The organism is uncultured Sphingomonas sp. (genome assembly GCF_964244265.1).
Lineage (GTDB): Bacteria > Pseudomonadota > Alphaproteobacteria > Sphingomonadales > Sphingomonadaceae > Sphingomonas.
The window spans coordinates 18,635-34,874 of record NZ_CAXTHV010000030.1; the positions used below are offsets into that span (position 1 = coordinate 18,635).

Annotated in this window: 16 protein-coding genes, 1 tRNA gene and 2 pseudogenes; 8 read left to right on the plus strand and 11 right to left on the minus strand. The window is 66.2% G+C overall.

Features of this window, described 5'->3' with window-relative positions:
• Nucleotides 1–79 precede the first annotated feature (79 nt).
• Genes ACFE7K_RS12430 through ACFE7K_RS12440 form a run of 3 tightly spaced genes read right to left on the minus strand, consistent with a single transcriptional unit; the run spans nucleotide 80 to nucleotide 1,614 of the window.
• Nucleotides 80–565, minus strand: coding sequence for a GAF domain-containing protein (locus ACFE7K_RS12430; RefSeq protein ID WP_375398513.1), 486 nt, complete (start codon nucleotides 563–565; stop codon nucleotides 80–82).
• A gap of 4 nt (nucleotides 566–569) precedes the next feature.
• Entirely contained in the window at nucleotides 570–968 is a 399-nt protein-coding gene (gene arfB, locus ACFE7K_RS12435) for an alternative ribosome rescue aminoacyl-tRNA hydrolase ArfB (protein ID WP_375398514.1), read from the minus strand.
• Nucleotides 961–1,614 carry an RluA family pseudouridine synthase gene (locus ACFE7K_RS12440; RefSeq protein ID WP_375398515.1) on the minus strand — a complete coding sequence of 218 codons (654 nt, stop codon included), beginning with the start codon at nucleotides 1,612–1,614 and terminating at the stop codon, nucleotides 961–963. The genes arfB and ACFE7K_RS12440 overlap by 8 nt, the downstream gene beginning before the upstream one ends.
• A 29-nt stretch (nucleotides 1,615–1,643) precedes the next feature.
• On the opposite strand from ACFE7K_RS12440, the gene ACFE7K_RS12445 reads away from it, so the two are divergent.
• Both ACFE7K_RS12445 and ACFE7K_RS12450 read left to right on the plus strand, forming a co-directional pair.
• On the plus strand, nucleotides 1,644–2,537 hold the full coding sequence (locus ACFE7K_RS12445; protein ID WP_375398516.1) for a M15 family metallopeptidase: 894 nt from the start codon (nucleotides 1,644–1,646) through the stop codon (nucleotides 2,535–2,537).
• A gap of 72 nt (nucleotides 2,538–2,609) precedes the next feature.
• A tRNA-Ala gene (locus tag ACFE7K_RS12450) sits at nucleotides 2,610–2,685 on the plus strand.
• Between the two features lie 17 nt (nucleotides 2,686–2,702).
• Here the strand turns inward: ACFE7K_RS12450 and ACFE7K_RS12455 are convergent.
• The 3 genes from ACFE7K_RS12455 to ACFE7K_RS12465 form a co-directional block, all read right to left on the minus strand.
• Nucleotides 2,703–3,257, minus strand: coding sequence for a hypothetical protein (locus ACFE7K_RS12455; RefSeq protein ID WP_375398517.1), 555 nt, complete (start codon nucleotides 3,255–3,257; stop codon nucleotides 2,703–2,705).
• A 240-nt stretch (nucleotides 3,258–3,497) separates the two neighbouring features.
• The gene (locus tag ACFE7K_RS12460; protein WP_375398518.1) at nucleotides 3,498–3,740 is read right to left on the minus strand and encodes a hypothetical protein; all 243 of its coding nucleotides are present in this window, start codon (nucleotides 3,738–3,740) and stop codon (nucleotides 3,498–3,500) included.
• A gap of 114 nt (nucleotides 3,741–3,854) precedes the next feature.
• Nucleotides 3,855–4,592 carry a Bax inhibitor-1 family protein gene (locus tag ACFE7K_RS12465; RefSeq protein WP_375398519.1) on the minus strand — a complete coding sequence of 246 codons (738 nt, stop codon included), beginning with the start codon at nucleotides 4,590–4,592 and terminating at the stop codon, nucleotides 3,855–3,857.
• Nucleotides 4,593–4,710: 118 nt separating this feature from the next.
• On the opposite strand from ACFE7K_RS12465, the gene thpR reads away from it, so the two are divergent.
• Nucleotides 4,711–5,268, plus strand: a complete 558-nt coding sequence (gene thpR, locus ACFE7K_RS12470; RefSeq protein WP_375398520.1) for an RNA 2',3'-cyclic phosphodiesterase — start codon at nucleotides 4,711–4,713, stop codon at nucleotides 5,266–5,268.
• Nucleotides 5,269–5,311: 43 nt separating this feature from the next.
• On the opposite strand, the gene ACFE7K_RS12475 is transcribed toward thpR, so the two are convergent.
• Entirely contained in the window at nucleotides 5,312–5,884 is a 573-nt protein-coding gene (locus ACFE7K_RS12475; RefSeq protein WP_375398521.1) for a superoxide dismutase family protein, read from the minus strand.
• A gap of 102 nt (nucleotides 5,885–5,986) precedes the next feature.
• Nucleotides 5,987–6,885 (minus strand): annotated as a pseudogene (locus tag ACFE7K_RS12480) (FAD-dependent monooxygenase).
• Between the two features lie 381 nt (nucleotides 6,886–7,266).
• Between ACFE7K_RS12480 and ACFE7K_RS12485 the strand changes: the two are divergent.
• A complete protein-coding gene (locus ACFE7K_RS12485; RefSeq protein WP_375398522.1) occupies nucleotides 7,267–9,207 on the plus strand; it encodes a PAS domain-containing protein in 1,941 nt (646 codons plus the stop codon).
• 246 nt (nucleotides 9,208–9,453) lie between these two features.
• Here the strand turns inward: ACFE7K_RS12485 and ACFE7K_RS12490 are convergent, their stop codons facing one another.
• Nucleotides 9,454–10,488 (minus strand): 5-methyltetrahydropteroyltriglutamate--homocysteine methyltransferase, encoded by a 1,035-nt coding sequence (locus tag ACFE7K_RS12490; RefSeq protein WP_375398523.1) that lies wholly within the window; start codon nucleotides 10,486–10,488, stop codon nucleotides 9,454–9,456.
• Between the two features lie 181 nt (nucleotides 10,489–10,669).
• Here ACFE7K_RS12490 and ACFE7K_RS12495 point away from each other — a divergent pair, with 181 nt between their 5' ends.
• The 4 genes and pseudogenes from ACFE7K_RS12495 (at nucleotide 10,670) to ACFE7K_RS12510 (ending at nucleotide 15,350) form a co-directional block, all read left to right on the plus strand.
• Nucleotides 10,670–12,373, plus strand: a complete 1,704-nt coding sequence (locus ACFE7K_RS12495) for an AMP-binding protein (protein ID WP_375398524.1) — start codon at nucleotides 10,670–10,672, stop codon at nucleotides 12,371–12,373.
• The gene (locus tag ACFE7K_RS12500) at nucleotides 12,370–13,611 is read left to right on the plus strand and encodes a hypothetical protein (protein WP_375398525.1); all 1,242 of its coding nucleotides are present in this window, start codon (nucleotides 12,370–12,372) and stop codon (nucleotides 13,609–13,611) included. The genes ACFE7K_RS12495 and ACFE7K_RS12500 overlap by 4 nt, the downstream gene beginning before the upstream one ends.
• A gap of 168 nt (nucleotides 13,612–13,779) precedes the next feature.
• Nucleotides 13,780–14,481 (plus strand): annotated as a pseudogene (locus ACFE7K_RS12505) (SDR family oxidoreductase).
• A gap of 110 nt (nucleotides 14,482–14,591) precedes the next feature.
• The gene (locus tag ACFE7K_RS12510; RefSeq protein WP_375398526.1) at nucleotides 14,592–15,350 is read left to right on the plus strand and encodes a TetR/AcrR family transcriptional regulator; all 759 of its coding nucleotides are present in this window, start codon (nucleotides 14,592–14,594) and stop codon (nucleotides 15,348–15,350) included.
• Between the two features lies 1 nt (nucleotide 15,351).
• Here the strand turns inward: ACFE7K_RS12510 and ACFE7K_RS12515 are convergent, their stop codons facing one another.
• Nucleotides 15,352–15,621 carry a hypothetical protein gene (locus tag ACFE7K_RS12515; RefSeq protein ID WP_375398527.1) on the minus strand — a complete coding sequence of 90 codons (270 nt, stop codon included), beginning with the start codon at nucleotides 15,619–15,621 and terminating at the stop codon, nucleotides 15,352–15,354.
• Complete coding sequence (locus tag ACFE7K_RS12520) at nucleotides 15,618–16,229, minus strand: VOC family protein (RefSeq protein WP_375398528.1); 612 nt, start codon at nucleotides 16,227–16,229, stop codon at nucleotides 15,618–15,620. Before ACFE7K_RS12520 ends, ACFE7K_RS12515 begins: the two co-directional genes overlap by 4 nt.
• Between the last annotated feature and the right edge of the window lie 11 nt (nucleotides 16,230–16,240).

A 16,240-nucleotide genomic window follows, 5' to 3' on the forward strand; every position in this document is an offset into this window, starting at 1 on the left:
CGCCGGCTGCCGGATACTTAACGGAATGCGTACCAAATTTCGCGGATTTCCGCCAGTTTTGCCCGAGTCCCGTTCTGGATCAGCCGGCCAGTCGGTTCACCAGCAACCGCGCGATCGCCTCGACCCCGGCGGCATCCTCCGCGTCGAACCGGCCCTGCGTCGGGCTGTCGAGGTCGATCACGCCAAATACGCACTTGTCGGCGACCAGCGGCACGACCAGCTCGGACGCGCTCGCCGCGTCGCACGCGATGTGCCCCGCAAAGGCGTGGACGTCGGCGACTAGTTGCGTCTCACCACGTGCCGCCGCCGTGCCGCACACGCCCGCGCCCAGCGGGATCCGGATGCAGGCAGGCTTACCCTGAAAGGGTCCCAGCACCAGCCCGTCCCCCACCATCCGGTAGAAGCCCGCCCAGTTGAGGTCGGGCAGATACTGCCACAGCAACGCCGCGACATTGGCCATGTTGGCGATAGCGTCGGGCTCGTCGGTGGTGATCGCATCGACCGCGGCCAGCAGGTCGCGATACACTTCCATCTTCAACCCTGGGGCGACGTCGAACTGGTACATGCGGCTACTCCTCGATTATCCGTCCGCGCCCGGCTTTGATCGCCCCGCGGCCCTTCTTCTCGTCGATCCGCCGGGCCCGGGCAGCCTTGCTCGGCCTGGTCTTGACGCGTTTCGGCGCCCGGACATGTGCCGCGGCGATCAACGCAGCCACCCGGGCACGCGCATCGGTACGGTTGGCATCCTGCGTCCGGAACCGCCGGGCGGTGATGAGTAATTCGCCGGCGGCGGTCATTCGGCTACCGGCCAGTTCCTTCAGCCGCTTATAGGCGAATGGCGCCAGCCCCAGTCGGAACACGTCGATCCGCAATTGGACAGCGGTCGCCACCTTGTTGACGTTCTGCCCGCCGGGGCCGGTCGCGGCGAGAAAGCGTTCCTCGACGATCGCTTCCTCCAGCTCAGCCATGGCCGAAGCCCGCTTGGACGAAGCGATCAGGCAGCGGGGCGGTGGCTGCCACCGGCGGCTTGCCGGCGCGCGGGACGACCAGGTCGGCCGCATGGAGCAGCATCCCCTGCGGATCGGCGCGGCCATAGATAGGATCGCCGACCACCGCGGCGCCCAGCGCGGCCGCGGCATGAACGCGGATCTGGTGCGTGCGCCCGGTCGTTGGCCGGAACTCGACCAGCGCCCGGCCGCCGTCAGTCCGCAATACCCGCCACGCGGTACGCGCCGTCTTGCCGCGGAGATCGCCGACCATCCGCCAGCCGGCCTCCCGACTGGACATTTTGGCCAGCGCCAGGTCGACCACGCCATCGCTTTCGGCCGGCACGCCCTCCAACACCGCCAGATAGCGCTTCTCGACCAGGTTCACCTCGAACGCCTGCTGTAACCTTGCATGCGCCTTCGGGTTGCGCGACAGGAGCAGGCAGCCGGACGTATCGCGATCCAGCCGGTGGACCGCCATGGGCCAGCGCTTGAACCCCAGCGTCAGGCTGTCAAGGTGGTTGTCGAGGCTGATCCCGCCATCGCGTGGCGGATCGACCGCCAGCCCCGCCGGCTTGTCGATTACCAACGCCTCGCCATCGAGGAACAGGACACGATCGGCCAGCATGCCAGCCCCTTGCCACTCCCCGTGCGCTCATGCCAGTGGACACTGGCTGGCAGGAGCGGGCGATGCGGCAATTGGCAAGGATGGCGATGCAGCTCGGCGCGTGGCTGGCCGTTGTCCTGCCGGCCGCGGCGCTCGCGCTGGCGCCAGTGCAATTATGCTCGGGCCAGGCCGTCACCCCCGGGGCCGACGGCCGCCTCCTGGGCCACATCCCCTATGCCGAAGCCCCCGCCGGCGAGCTGGTGCCGGTCATCCCCTTCGGCATCGGCAAGCCCTGTCTCATGCAGCGCGAGCCGGCCGCCGATATCGTCCGGCTGGTCGCCGCCGCCCGGGTCGCCGGCTTTGCGGGGGCGTTCCGCGGTCTGTCGTGCTTTCGCAGCATCAGCTATCAGCGGACGATCTTCTGCAGCAAGATCGGTCCGGGCCGCGCGTGCCGGGACGCGGCCGAGCGGGCGCGGTCATCGGCGCCGCCCGGCTATAGCGAGCACGCCACCGGCTTTGCGCTGGACATCGCGGTCGGGCCGTTGACGGCTGCCTGCCGCAACGTGCTGAACGATTGCATCGCTGATCTGCCGGCGGGGCGCTGGCTGCTGGCGCATGCCGCCGAATTCGGATTTGAACTGTCGTTCCCCAACGGCAACGTCCAGGGCATGATGTACGAGCCGTGGCATTGGCGCTGGGTCGGTGCGACGCCCGACACGCCGGGGGCGACGCGCGCGCGTTCCCTGTTCGCCTTTGCCCGGGCCAACTTTCCGGCGGCTCCGGGCATACCGGAAATCCACCTCCCTCCGATCTGGCTGAACGCGCTGGGACAACCCGCGCCGGTACCGTCGCCTAATCCTGGGGGGGGGGGGTGGGTTGGCCGCATTGAGGTTTATGCAGGGGGCGGCGGCCGCCGATCTGGGTGGTTGGGCCGCGAAAAATGACGATAACGGTCATGTTGCGCAGCGCCCGGTTCGCCGCTAAAGGCGACCGCTCCCGGGTGACCGGGAAGGAGCGGGGCTGTAGCTCAGATGGGAGAGCGCTGCAATCGCACTGCAGAGGTCAGGGGTTCGATTCCCCTCAGCTCCACCAGCTCCCGAACCCGGCGGTCAATTCGGCAGCGACGCGCCCGTGTCGACCTTTTCGACCCAGGCCGGAAAGAAGCTCGGCTGGCGGTTCGACCAGCCGGACGCGGTCGCCGCGGCCTCGCTGATCGACTGGAGCAGCTTGCGGCGCAACTCGGGATGGAGATGCGGCAATGCCGCCGCCGCGCAGAACGCGCCCGGCAGCCATGGCCGCACGCCCGCCCCGACCAATCGTTCGTAGAGAAAGCGATAGGCCGAAAAGGTGGTCAGCCTGCCCTGGCCGAGATCGAAGGCGGTGACGGTGATCAGCGGCGCCATGAAGCCCTCTATCGCGTCCAGTCCGCTGTCGTCGGGGATCGTCCCGCGAATGTCGCCCAGCCGCTCATAGACGCGCGCCTGGGCACGGATGCTGGCCGCCTCGATCACGTCCCGCGACCAGCGCGACATCGCATCCTCACGCTCCAGGCCGATGTCCAGCGATCGCCGGACATAACGCTGCGTCGACGAGGCGAAGCCCGCAAATTCCTTGATCTCGGCCAGCGTCATCGCGCCTTCCGCCGGTCTGTTCTTGGATGCCATCGTCTCCACCCCGCAACAACCACATATCGATCATGCGCCCAGATGGTTAACGCCATGCTTAACGCGCTGTCGTCCGACATTCAGCAAGCCATCACAAACGCTGCTGCAACGCAACAAGCTTTGCGACGAGCCGAGTCCCGGCGTCACATCGCGGGTGGATTGAGGGATTTCGGCAACGCATGACATATGACACCCGACACGCTCCTGCGTGCCGGGTGCCGATCCTGAACGGCAAGAAATTCAGGCGTCGCGCCGGCGTTCCGCATCCTCGTCGAACCCCGACGACTTCGGCGGGTCGTTGCCGTGGATCGGCTGGGTCGCCGACGGCGGATCGGACGCATCCATCGATTCATCAAGCGATGCGTCCAGCCGGGCATCCTTGTTGTCCGGATCCCTTTCCAGCCGTTTCGCGATCGACTCGTCACGGCCGGCATCGGACGACGGACCCTCGTCTTCCAGGTCGATCAGCTTGTCGTCTGCCATACCGTCTCCTGTAGATCTGCCTTGACCGTAAAAACGTGCGGGCGACGACCGCGGTTCCAGCAAAAAAAGCCCGGCGGATCGCTCCACCGGGCCCGCTTGCCGCAAATCGATCGCCTAGTTTCGGCTGCTGCCGAACAGGCGAAGGATGAACAGGAACATGTTGATGAAGTCGAGGTACAGCGACAGCGCCGACATCACCTTGGCGCGGCCTTCATCGGGAGTACCCGCGACATATTGGTACATACTCTTCGTGCGCTGCGTATCATATGCCGTCAGTCCGGCGAAGATCAGCACGCCGACCGCGCTGATCACCATGCCGAGCGGACCAGACTGGACGAACAGGTTGACGATGCTGGCGACGATCAGGCCGACCAGCCCGACGATCAGGAAGCTGCCGAGTGCGGTCAGATCACGCTTGGTGACATAGCCATACATGCTGAGCGCCGCAAAGCCCGCGGCGCTGGCGAAGAACGCCTGGCCGATCGCCAGCGGCGAATAGACCAGAAAGATCGTCGACAGCGACAGGCCCATGACTATCGCGAAGCCCCAGAACAGCGCCTGCAGCGTCGAGAAGCTCATCCGCTGCTGCCCGAAGCTCATCGCGAAGACGAAGCCCAGCGGCGCAAGCGTGATGATCCATTTCAGGATGCCGCCGCCGACGAAGACCTGCGCGGCCAGGCCGCTCATGGCGAAGCCGAGTGCGACGATGCCCGTCAGCAGGATGCCCGATGCCATGTAGTTGTAGACGCCGAGCATATATGAACGAAGACCCGCGTCGTACGCGCTGGTGCGCGTCACGGCGGCCGTAGCGAACGGCGCGGCATTCGGCCGGGGATCGGACCAATTGGCCATCGAAAAGCTCCTTTGCCCGATCAACATGACCGGATGTTTCCGAATATCGTGGGTTCGTCCGCCTTATTCAAGCGAAACACGACAGCGCGCGACCGGCAAATCGGTTAAGCGGACGACAATGCATCGCCTGTTCGTCGCCCTGCGCCCGCCCCTGGCCATCCGCGCCTTGCTCGGCACGGTGATGAACGGCGTCGCGCCGGCGCGCTGGCAGGACGACGACCAGCTTCACCTGACGCTGCGCTATATCGGCGAAGTCGAGCGGCCCGTGGCCGAGGACGTGGCCGCCCTATTGGGCCAGGTTCACGGCGCGGCGCCGTGCATCGCCCTGTCTGGCACCGGCACCTTTGCCAAGGACGGCCGTGCCGACACCTTGTGGGCGGGGGTCACGCCGCACGGCGCCCTGGCGGCATTGCACCACAAGGTGGATCAGGCGGTGGTCCGCGCCGGCTTGCCGCCCGACCGCCGCGCCTATCTGCCGCACATCACCTTGGCGCGGATCGCGCGACGCGCCGGCGACGTTGCGGAGATCGCACGGTGGCGGGCCGACACCGCCGCCCTGACGAGCGATCCGTTCACGCTCGACCATCTCACGCTGTTCGAAAGCCACCTGGGCCGTTCGGGCGCGAGCTACGAACCCGTTGAACGCTGGCGATTGGTGGAAAAATCAGGCCCGTAATCAAGCCAACCCATTCCGTAGGAGCGGGTCTGTACCCGAAATCCTAAAGCGCCTTCAGCACGCCGCAGACGATGCGGCGGCCGCTATTGCCGCTGGGATCGGTCATCAGGTCGTCCGGGTCGGCATGGATCACCATCGCCGCGCCGTCGGCGTCGATCAGCGAATCGAAGCTGGCGCCGGCCAGGTTGATCGCCAGCGTGCCGCGCCCGTCGGCACCGACCATCAGGTTGGGCAGGTCGCCGGCATGCGGTCCCTGCGGGTTCATCGACCCGTGCTTCATCCCCATCGGGTTCCAATGACCGCCGGCGCTCGCAAAGTCGGGGGGCAGGCACTGGCCGATCGTGTGCAGGTGCGCGCCATGAAGGCCGGGGGGCAGACCGCGCGCGTCGATCGTGACGCGCAGACCGCCGGCAACCTCGCGGATAGTCGCGCGGCCGGCCGGCCGGCCGGCCGGCGTCATCAATATGGCGCTTGCCACCCGGCCCCCCGCAATCGGCGTACCCGTCCTGGGCGTTGACGGCGCACAGCCCGCCACCGCTACCGCCAGCACCACCGCTATCCCGATCGTCCGCATGCCGTCGCTCCTGCCAATCGCGTGGCGCCGATCATCGGCCATGGCGGCGCGTTCCGCAAGCGCGGAGCATTCAGGGCAACGGCCGTTCGTCTCAGGCGATCCCTGCCCTTGCAGCGGGAGGTCGCTCCCCTGCGATCCGGCGCCCTAGATTCCTATCGCATGACGTTGCGTTCTCTGTGGTCTGGTTTCGCTTTCGGCCGTTACGAACGCGATGAAATCGCGCACCAGATTACCTATCGCCAATCTGTCGGCGGGCGCGGTCCCCCAAACATGGAAGTCGGGCCGCACCGCAGCGACGCTGCAGCCCTGTTCGACGAACCACCCCTCGTACACGCCATCTTCGTCCAGGAAGCTGTCGGCGCCGTCAGGGGCATCGATCATAATCAGCCGGATGCCAGCCCGGTCAAGAGCGTCGCGCCTTTGGCGATCGATAAGCTCCGCGGCGCCGGGGCGAGCGAGGACCATCGGTCCATAGCCGAACAGGGCATCGAAGCGATCCCGTCGCCCGAGGTTGCGGCCGAACCCCTGGATCATGAGAGTTTGCGCGCCGCTGCCGCTCCCGAACTCGCCATCGCCCAGCGACGGAAACCGGATCTTCTCGGGCCTGGTGCGCGCCAGGCGTTTGGCGATGAGATCGGCATCACGTATCGCCGCCGCGTCGGGATCGCGCATCGTTTGAACACGGCCGAGTTCGATACCTTTGACAATAACGGCGCGCACGTGATCCTCTCGTTCGCTTTGATAGGTGTCGAGAATGTCCGCTGTCCGCTTTTCCGCCAGGATCATGTCGAACTTCCACGACAGGTTTAGCGCGTCGCGAATGCCGGAACACATGCCCTGCCCAAGAAACGGCGGCATTGATGCGCGGCGTCACCGGCGAGGACGATGCGCCCCAGGCGCCAGTCCCTGGCGACCAGCGAGCGGAAGGTATAGGTCGCGGCCCTGATCAGCTCGGCCTGCGAGGGCTGAAGATAGTTGGAGACGCGCTTCCAGACCCTGTCCGGCTGGTGCTCGATCTCGGGATCTTCATCGGCACCGAGCATGAAGCTGAACCGGTGATGGTCGGGACCAAGGAAAATGATCGAGATCGGCTGCGCGGGATCGCAGACGTGGGCCAGGGCGCCGCAATGCTGATCGAGAAGGTCTGACCCGGCGCGGCGGAGCCGCACAGCGCCACGCCGTCACTGGGCCCCTTGAGGCGTGAGCGTCAGCTTAAACCCGAGCTTTTCCCGTTGCGAGGACGTCGTCGGCAGTGAAGCTGCCCAGAGAACTTGCTGATCCCAAAGCAGCCGGCGCGGTAGTATACCTGACTTTGGCGCTCGGCTTTACCGAAATATGTGTCTGTCGGATGCAAGGCGGATCATCAGGTCATTAAATCGTTTGGCTCATAGCCAACCGCCATGGCTCGGCATCGGAGGAACGCGTTGACGGGTGACGAGGAACTCTGGAGGAAGATCGGCCTCTCGAACAAGTTCGCGATCTGCGTCTTTGACACGCAGTTTCGGCTGATCGCCTTCAATCAAGCGCATAACGACGAATTTTTCCGCGTGAACGGCTATTACACCAGGATCGGCGATGTGTTTCCGGACCTGTTCGTGCCCGAACAGGGCCCGGTGATGCGCGCGCTGATGGCGCGTGCGCTGGCGGGCGAGACCTTCAGCGTCGTCGAGGATTTCGGCAATCCGGTGCTCGGCAAGCCCTATTGGGAGATTACCTATACGCCGTTGCGCGACGATGCCGGTCAGATCATCGGCGCCTATCATCAGGCGGTAGACGTCAGCGAGCGCCTGCGCGCCGAGTCCGCGCGCGACACGCTCGAACACCGGGTCGCCGAGCAGACGACGGAACTCGTCGAACAGCGCGCACGGCTGCGGACGATCTTCGAAACGAGCTTCAGCTTCCAGGGGCTGCTGACCAGGAACGGTATCCTGGTCGACTCAAACGCGACTTCGCTGGCGGCAATCGGGCAGCCGCTGGAAGCCATCGTCGGTCGACCGTTCTGGGATACCCCCTGGTTCGCGGCGACGCCCGGCATGCCCGACATGGTGCGCGACGCGGTCGGGCGGGTCGCGGAGGGCGAATTGATGCGGCAGGAGATCCTGATCGATCTTCCCGTCGGCGGCTGGCGCTGGTTCGATTTCGCGATGCGGCCGATGCGCAACGAAGCCGGCAAGGTCATCGCAATCGTGCCCGAAGCCGTGGAGACGACCGAGCGTCGCCACGCCGAAGAGGCATTGCGGCAATCGCAGAAGCTCGAGGCGATGGGGCAATTGACCGGCGGGGTCGCGCACGACTTCAACAACCTCCTCACCCCGATCATCGGTGCGCTGGACATGCTCCAGCGCAGCGCGCTAGGCGGCGAGCGCGAACGTCGCATGATCGGCGGCGGGCTGCTGGCCGCCGATCGCGCGCGGACGCTCGTGCAGAGGTTGCTGGCGTTTGCCCGGCGTCAGCCGCTGCGCTCGACCGCCGTCGATGTCGGCGCGCTCGTCAGGAACATGGCGGAACTGGTCGCATCGACCTCCGGCCCCAAGATCAGGCTGGATGTCCGGATCGACGAAACCGCGATCTGCGCAAAAGCGGATCCGCACCAGCTCGAAATGGCAATCCTCAATCTCAGCGTGAATGCCTGCGACGCGATGCCGGACGGCGGCACGCTCACCATCACGGTCGCGCCCGATCGGGTGGGCCCGGGCCACCCGTCGCAGCTTGCTCCGGGGCATTATGTCCGGCTCAGCATTGCGGACACCGGCGTGGGCATGGACACGGAAACCCGGACACGTGCCGTGGAGCCCTTCTATTCGACCAAGGGCGTCGGCAAGGGCACGGGCCTCGGGCTGTCGATGGTACATGGGCTTGCGGCCCAGCTCGGCGGCGGCCTGCATATCGAAAGCGCACCCGGCAAGGGCACGCGCATCGACCTTTGGCTGCTGGAGTGCGAGCAGGCCCCCGATGAGGTCGCCGGCCAGCCTGAAGCGACGGCCGGCGTTCGCGGTCGGGGCAATATCCTGCTTGTGGACGACGAGGATATCGTCCGGAGCAGCACGGCCGATATGCTGGAGGAGCTCGGCTTCCATGTCGTCGAGGCCGAATCCGCGAAACAGGCTCTCGCCATTCTCGATCGGGGCGACACCTTCGCTCTGCTGATCACCGATCATCTGATGCCCGGAATGTCCGGTGCCGAGCTCGCGCGGATCGTGCGTGATCGTCGACCCACCCTGCCCGTCCTGCTGCTGTCAGGTTATGCCGACGTCGCGGAAGTCGCCCCCGAACTTGCCCGGCTGGGCAAGCCCTTCAAGCAAAGCGAGCTGTCGAAATGCGTCGGCGCTCTCGTTCCGTTGCTCATGCCCGCCGCTGAACGTTAGATTGGTGTTTGATGACGTCCTCCCTGTTTTCTCAGCCAGTTTGAACGCGAGCTTTCCGGCATTGTGATCCACCGTGAGTAAGGAGCATGCCGTGAAGAAGCGAGGTACACCGAGGAGCAGATTGCGTTCGCGTTTCCCGTAGGTTCACCAACAAAATCAAAAATGATTTAGCGTGGTTTGGCAGCGACCTTCCGTTTTCATCGGATATTCGTCCGGAATACGAATTTGGATGTCATCGCGCCCGATTCAGGCCCTGAGCTCGCCGCGGACGATCGCCGCGCCGTCGACCATCGCCTTCATCTTGCCGAAGGCGGTGTCGCGCGGCAAATATTTCAGGCCGCAATCGGGGGCGACGACGATCCGTTCGACCGGCACCTGCGTCATCGCGCGGCGGATGCGGTCGGCCACGACCTCGGGCGTCTCGACCGTCGGATCGTTGAGGTCGATGACGCCGACCATGATCCGCTTGTCGCGCAGCGGCGCGAGTTCCGCGGGATCGAGATGCGGCTGGGCGGTCTCGACCGAGACCTGGTGGACCGCGCAAGCAGCCAGTTCGGGCAGGAAGTCATAACCCTTCGGCCGATCGCCATGGATGATCGCGGCATAGCCGAAGCAGATGTGGAGCGCGGTCTCGCCGACGATGCCGTCGAGCGCGCGGTCGACCACCTCGACCCCGAATTCGCGCGCCTGCTCGGGCCGGGCCTGCATATAGGGCTCGTCGATCTGGACGATGTCGGCGCCGGCGGCGAACAGGTCGCGGATCTCGTCGTTGACCGCGGCGGCATAGTCGAGCGCCATCTCGCGAAGGGTCGGGTAGAAGTCGTTCTGCGCCTGCTGCGCCATCGTGAAGGCGCCGGGCACGGTGATCTTGATCGGCTTGTCAGTGTGGCGGCGCAGGAACTCGATGTCGCGCACCTGGACGGGGCGCGTGCGGCGGATACGGCCGACGACGCGCGGCACCGGATTGGGATGCCCGCTGCGGTCGAGTGCGGTGCCGTGATTGTCCATGTCGACCCCCTCAAGCGCGGTCGCGAAACGGTTCGAATAGCTCTCGCGCCGCATCTCGCCGTCGGTGATGATGTCGAGGCCGGCGCGCTCCTGCTCATGGATCGCCATCAACGTCGCGTCGTCCTGCGCCTCCTCCAGGCGCTCGGCGGGCACCCGCCAGAGTTCCTGCGCGCGGACGCGAGGCGGAAAACGGTCGGCCAGGCGCGCCCGGTCGATCAGCCATTCGGGCATCGCGTACGACCCCACCAGCGTGGTCGGCAAGATGGTGTTCAAGGCATTTCCCTCTATCCCCTGTCGCGCATGGCTCGCGCCGTTCGACAGATGTGTCGATGGATCGATATTGCCGTCGATGAACAATGACAAGCGACTTGACGTTATCGACGGTAAAGTGGAAAATTGGACGAACAGGTGGACGCCCGTTCAGGGGGCAGATCCGACACGATGCCGATGAGGAATGATGCAGCCCCAGTCAGCGCAGCTCAGCGATAGTGTCGGACCGCATTATCCGATTGCCGGCGTGCGCTATCGGTCGAGCGTGGAGGCGCGGTCGCATATCGCGCGTGGCGACTGGCTGAACCTGACCATCGCCGACACGCTGCGCCAGGCGGCTTGCGAGCGGCCCGACGCCGCCGCGGTGATCGACCAGGACGGTGTCGTCACTTACGCCCGGCTGGATGCGGAAAGCGAATCGGTCGCGGCGGCGCTGCTCGACCTGGGCCTGCGTCCCGGCGACCGGATACTCTTCCAGCTGGGCACGACGCGGGAGTATTTCACCGCCTTCCACGGCTGCATGAAGGCGGGCGTCATCCCGGTCTGCACGCTGCCGCAATATCGCAGCGTCGAAATGGAGCATTTCGCGCAAGCGACCGGGGCGCGCGCGATCTTCGTCCAGGCGGACTGCAACCCGAGCTTTGACCAGGCCGGCTTCGCGCAGGATCTGGCGGCCTCCTGCGACGCGCTCGACCATGTCGTCGTCATCCGGGGCGAGCGCGACGGCTGCGTGTCGCTCGCCGCGGCAGCGCAGGCGTATTCGATCGAGCAGGCGCGGTGGCGGACGGCAGATGTCGCGCCCAACGCGCTGGATGTCGCGGTTTTCCAGCTTTCCGGCGGATCGACCAACCTGCCCAAGATCATCCCCAGGATGCACGGCGAGTATCTCGGCGCGGTGCGGCACCTGTCGCAGCGCTACGGCCTGACCGACCAGGACGTCACGCTGTGGGGGCTGCCGCTGGTGCACAATGCCGGGACGATGTTCGCGGTCCTGCCGGTGACGCTCGACCGCCGGACGCTGGTGCTGCAATCCCGGCTGGACATCCGCGAGATGCTGGCGCTGATCGCCCGTCACCGCGTCACCTTCACCGGCAGCATCGGCCCGGTCGCGGCGAGGTTGCTCGAGATCGACGACCTCCATCGCCACGACATCGGCTCACTGCGGCAATTCTTCGCGCTGACCAGCGCCGAGGCGGTGGAGCGGCATGTCGGACTGCCGGTGGGGCAGATGTTCGGCATGACCGAAGGCATGGTGTTCGCTGCGTCGCCGCACGATCCGCCCGCGATCCGCCACCGCACGATCGGCTACCCGATCTCGCCCGGTGACGAGGTGAGGCTGCTGGTGCCGGGCGAGGACGCGGAGGTGGCCTTCGGCGAGATCGGCGAGTTGTGCTTCCGGGGCCCCAGCACGCTGACCTGCTATGTCGGCGACGAACAAGCGACCGCGGCGAGCTTCACCGCGACCGGCTTCCTGCGCTCGGGCGACCTGATGCGCGCGCATGATATCGACGGCATCGTCTGCTATTCGTTCGAGGGGCGCATCAAGGACAATATCAACCGCGGCGGCGAGAAGATCGGCGCCGAGGAGATCGAGACGCTGGTAGCGCGCCACCCCCATGTCGCCGACGTCCGCGTCGTCGCGATGCCCGACCCGGTTTATGGCGAGAAGGTCTGCGCTTACGTGATCCCGCAGGCGGGGCGCGACTGCGTGACGGTGGCGTCGCTCGGCGACTTCCTGCTCGGGCTCGGCATCGCCAAGTACAAATTGCCCGAACGCATCGAGGCGATCGACGTGTTTCCGCTGACCAAGGTCGGCAAGGCCGACAAGGGCAGATTGCGCGAAATGGTGGCGGCGGCGATCGCGGCCGAGACGAGGCAGGACGCATGAGGGAGCAGGAGGCAACTGCCGGCTTCCGGAATGCAGGTTGGACGATGGGCGGGCTGCCCGATGGTGCGCAGGTCACCGTCCACCCCTTGCGGACCGCGGACGGCGCGGCAGTCAACGGTTTCCTGTATACCGCCGGACCGTCTGACGTCGTTGCGTGCATCATGCACCCGCGTGAGTTCCTGGCGACGCATTACCTGGTGCCCGAGCTGCTCGCCGCGGGCTATGCGGTCTTCACGCAAACCTCGCGCGCAGTGGGATCTGACCTCCGGCTCGAACACGAGATCACCTTGCTCGACGTCGCGGCTGGGCTGTCGTTCCTGAACGAGCGCTTCGGCCGGATCGTGCTGATCGGCAATTCGGGGGGGGCGAGCCTCTACGGCTTCTATAACCAGCAGTCCTTGCTCGCGCCCGAGACCAGAATCGAGCGGACGCCGGGCGGCCGTGTTACCGGCCTTCGCGAATTGGGAATGCCCCAGGCCGACGGGATCGTGCTGGTGTCGCCGCATCCGGGGCAGGGCGTCGTTCTGCTGAACTGCATCGACCCCTCGGTGACCGACGAGCAGGATCCGCTCGGGATCGACCCAGCGCTCGACTTCCTCGATCCGGCGAACGGCTATGCCCCCGGCGGCGCAAGCTATGCCGCCGCGTTCGTCGAGCGCTTCCGCGGCGCCCAGCGCGCGCGCGTCGCGCGGCTCGACGAGACCGCCCGCGCGCTCATCGCCGACCGGCTCGCGGCGCGCGCGCGGGGAAAGCAGGGCGGCGACCGCGCGGATCGTATCCGCGGCGCGCATACCAATGCGATGACGATCTGGCGCACCGACGCCGATCTGCGCTGTTGGGACCTGTCGCTCGACCCGTCCGACCGCGCAGTCGGCTCGATCTGGAGCCGCGACCCCTACGCGACTAATTTCGGCGTGGTCGGCTTCGCGCGCTTCTGCACGCCCGAAGCGTGGCTATCGACCTGGTCGGGGCTGACCTCGCGCGCCAATCTGTTCGAGACGGCGGCCGCGATCGAACAGCCGCTGCTGCTGATCGAATATAGCGGCGACCAAGTGGTCTTTCCGGCGGACGTCGAGCGCATCTTCACCGCGATCCCCGCGAGCGACCGCACCCGTCACCGCTTCCGCGGCGACCATCACGGCCAGCCGCTGGCTGAGGGGGAAGAGCCCGGCCGATCGCTGGCGGGGCAGGCGATCTGCGACTGGCTGAGGGAGCGATTCCCGCGGGTAGGTAAGTAGCGGCTCGCGATAACGTGCGGTCCGACGCGCGAGCGTGACGGCCGCCCATGAGCGCGGCGACCGTGGTTTGCGACCCCCTGCTTCCAGGTGGTGCGTATTGACATGTCTTTCAAACGGACCCGACGGACATTGCCATGAGCATCGAAGACAAGGTCGTCGTCATTACCGGTGCGGGAAGCGGCATCGGCCGCGCGACCGCGCGCCTGCTGGCGTCGCGGGGAGCCGGCGTCGTGCTGGGGTGGGCGTCGGGAAGCGCAGATCGCGTCGGTCGCGGCGGAAATCGAGGCGGCCGGCGGCAGGGCGATCTATGGGCGGACCGACGTCACGAAGCGCGGGGATGTCGAAGCGCTGGTGGCACTCGCCTGCGCGCGTCACGGCCGCGTCGACGTTCTCGTCAACAATGCGTGAATCGGCCCGATCTCGCGCTTCGATGCGCTGCGGGTCGAAGATTGGGAAGCGATGATCGACGTCAACATCAAGGGCGTCCTCTATGGCATCGCCGCGACGCTGCCCATCTTTGCGAGACAGAAGAGCGGCCATGTCATCAATATCGTCTCCACGGCGGGGCTCAAGATCGTGCCGGCCATGGGTGTCCACGCGGCCACCAAGAACGCGGTTCGCACCATTACCGAGGCATTGCGCCAGGAAGCGGGCCCGGATCTGCGCGTCACCGAGATTTCGCCCGGAATGATCGCCACCGACTTCACCAGTTCGATGACCGACGAAGCGACGAAGGCGGCGATGGAGAAGCAGCTGGACGGCGTGGCCATATCGCCGGATGCGATCGCGCGCGGCATAGCATTCGCGATCGAGCAGCCGGAAGACGTCGATGTCGGGAGCATCGTCATCCGTCCGACCGCGCAGGGATAACCGCGAGCAATTGCGCGGCAGCGGTCGCCGCCTGGTGTTTTTCCGCATTGCGCCGGGCGTGCACCGACACATAATACGCGATCCTCATGCGGGGTGACGAGTGACATGGTTTGACGGGCACGCGACACCGCAGGACGCCGGCTTCGGCCGCGCCATCCGCTGCCGGGACAGCAACAGCGACCGAACCGTCGTCCAGCGCGCGGCGCGAGCTGCTGGCCGAGGAGGTGCTCGACAAGGCTGCCGCTCTGTTCGCCGCGCGCGGGTTTGCGGCGACCAGCCTCAAGGACGTGGCGGACGCGGTCGGCCTCAGCCGATCGTCAATCTATTATTATTACCCCAACAAGGAAGCGCTGCTGGCAGAACTGATCCGCGGCGTGACGCTGCCGATCGCGACCATGCTCCGCGAGGTTGGGGAGACCGGCCTGCCGCCGACCGCGGCGATCCGCGAAGTCGTTCGCCGGCTGGTCCTTTGGGTCGCCGACCCGCAAACGCATTTCCGGCTGATGGATCGCAGCGAGGCCGAATTGCCGCCGGCTATCGCCAAGGTCCATGCCGCGGCGAAACGCCAGATCCTGGCCGAGTTGATCGCGCTGGTCGACGCGGCGGTCCTTGCGGGCGAGGCGCGCGCCGTGGACAGCCGCGTCACCGCGCTCTCGATCGTCGGCATGGCGATGTGGACGGCGTGGTGGTTCCAGCCCGGCCATGGACCGACGCTCGATACGGTCGCGGAGATGATCGCCGGCAATGCGTGCGCCTCGCTTCATCGCGCCGGGCCGATCAAAAGCGGGGCGACGATCGCCAGCCTGGCGGGAGAGATTCGCGACAATCTGGCGCTGATCGAGGCGATGTCGGCCGAAATCCCCGCATAGGTCAGACCGGCAGCACGGGCTCGTTGGTCGGGGCGAGCCTGATATGTGATGCGTCGAACCGCACGATCTTGCCATCCAGCCCGCCGGTCAGGCAGCCGAACCAGACCGCCGCGCCAAGCCCGGTAGCCGCACGCGCGATCTCGATCTCGCCATCGAACTCAACGAAGATATAGCCGGCCCGCGCCGGATGAACCCGACAGCGATCGAGGGCGCCCGCCGCGTCGACGACCGGGGCGAATTCCGGTACGTCGAGAACATAGAACCCGCTCACGCAAGGGGTGCTTCGTCACGCTGATGCTGCGCGACGTGGCCTGCCTTGATCCGCCAGAGCTGTTCGATGTTCGTCCACTCACCCGTATCGGCCAGTTCCAGCGCGGCGGCGATGGTGATCTCGGCATCGGTGCCGTCGATACGCTCCAGCGCGCGCAGCGGCCGCGTGATCTCCAGCGGATAGAAATTGGGGTCGCGGAAATAGACCGATTCCAGGACCTCATGCTTGATCGACTGGCTGACCTGAATGCCGGCCGCCTCCAGCCTGGCTTGCCAGGCGAGCAGCTCGTCCTCGGTCTCGACGCTCCAGGCGGTATGGTTCGCCATGGCCATGTAGCCGCGCGGGACCACGAACTCCGGCGGCTGGGTCGTGCCGATATAATGGAAGAAGGCGATCGTGCTGCCATTTCCCGCATCGAAGAAGAAATGGATGAAGTCGGCGTGCTCCTCGTTTTCGCGCCCCCAGCCTTTGGCGGTGATGGCGTGGACGAGCGGTAGCCCCAATTTGTCGCGGTAGAATTCCACCGTCTCGCGCAGCTTCCAGGTCGGGCGGGCGGTGTGATCGACGCCGTTGAGCGTCAATGTGGGCGTCATGCCAGTGTCGAGCATCGTCCCGGTCT

Excerpts from the sequence above, each read along its gene's own strand:
- ACFE7K_RS12455 (WP_375398517.1), bottom strand. The coding sequence starts at position 3,257 with ATGGCATCCAAGAACAGACCGGCGGAAGGCGCGATGACGCTGGCCGAG.
- ACFE7K_RS12475 (WP_375398521.1), bottom strand. The coding sequence starts at position 5,884 with ATGGCCGATGATCGGCGCCACGCGATTGGCAGGAGCGACGGCATGCGG.
- ACFE7K_RS12440 (WP_375398515.1), bottom strand. The coding sequence starts at position 1,614 with ATGCTGGCCGATCGTGTCCTGTTCCTCGATGGCGAGGCGTTGGTAATC.
- ACFE7K_RS12465 (WP_375398519.1), bottom strand. The coding sequence starts at position 4,592 with ATGGCCAATTGGTCCGATCCCCGGCCGAATGCCGCGCCGTTCGCTACG.
- arfB (WP_375398514.1), bottom strand. The coding sequence starts at position 968 with ATGGCTGAGCTGGAGGAAGCGATCGTCGAGGAACGCTTTCTCGCCGCG.
- ACFE7K_RS12520 (WP_375398528.1), bottom strand. The coding sequence starts at position 16,229 with ATGCTCGACACTGGCATGACGCCCACATTGACGCTCAACGGCGTCGAT.
- ACFE7K_RS12460 (WP_375398518.1), bottom strand. The coding sequence starts at position 3,740 with ATGGCAGACGACAAGCTGATCGACCTGGAAGACGAGGGTCCGTCGTCC.
- ACFE7K_RS12495 (WP_375398524.1), top strand. The coding sequence starts at position 10,670 with ATGATGCAGCCCCAGTCAGCGCAGCTCAGCGATAGTGTCGGACCGCAT.
- ACFE7K_RS12445 (WP_375398516.1), top strand. The coding sequence starts at position 1,644 with ATGCCAGTGGACACTGGCTGGCAGGAGCGGGCGATGCGGCAATTGGCA.
- ACFE7K_RS12500 (WP_375398525.1), top strand. The coding sequence starts at position 12,370 with ATGAGGGAGCAGGAGGCAACTGCCGGCTTCCGGAATGCAGGTTGGACG.
- thpR (WP_375398520.1), top strand. The coding sequence starts at position 4,711 with ATGCATCGCCTGTTCGTCGCCCTGCGCCCGCCCCTGGCCATCCGCGCC.
- ACFE7K_RS12430 (WP_375398513.1), bottom strand. The coding sequence starts at position 565 with ATGTACCAGTTCGACGTCGCCCCAGGGTTGAAGATGGAAGTGTATCGC.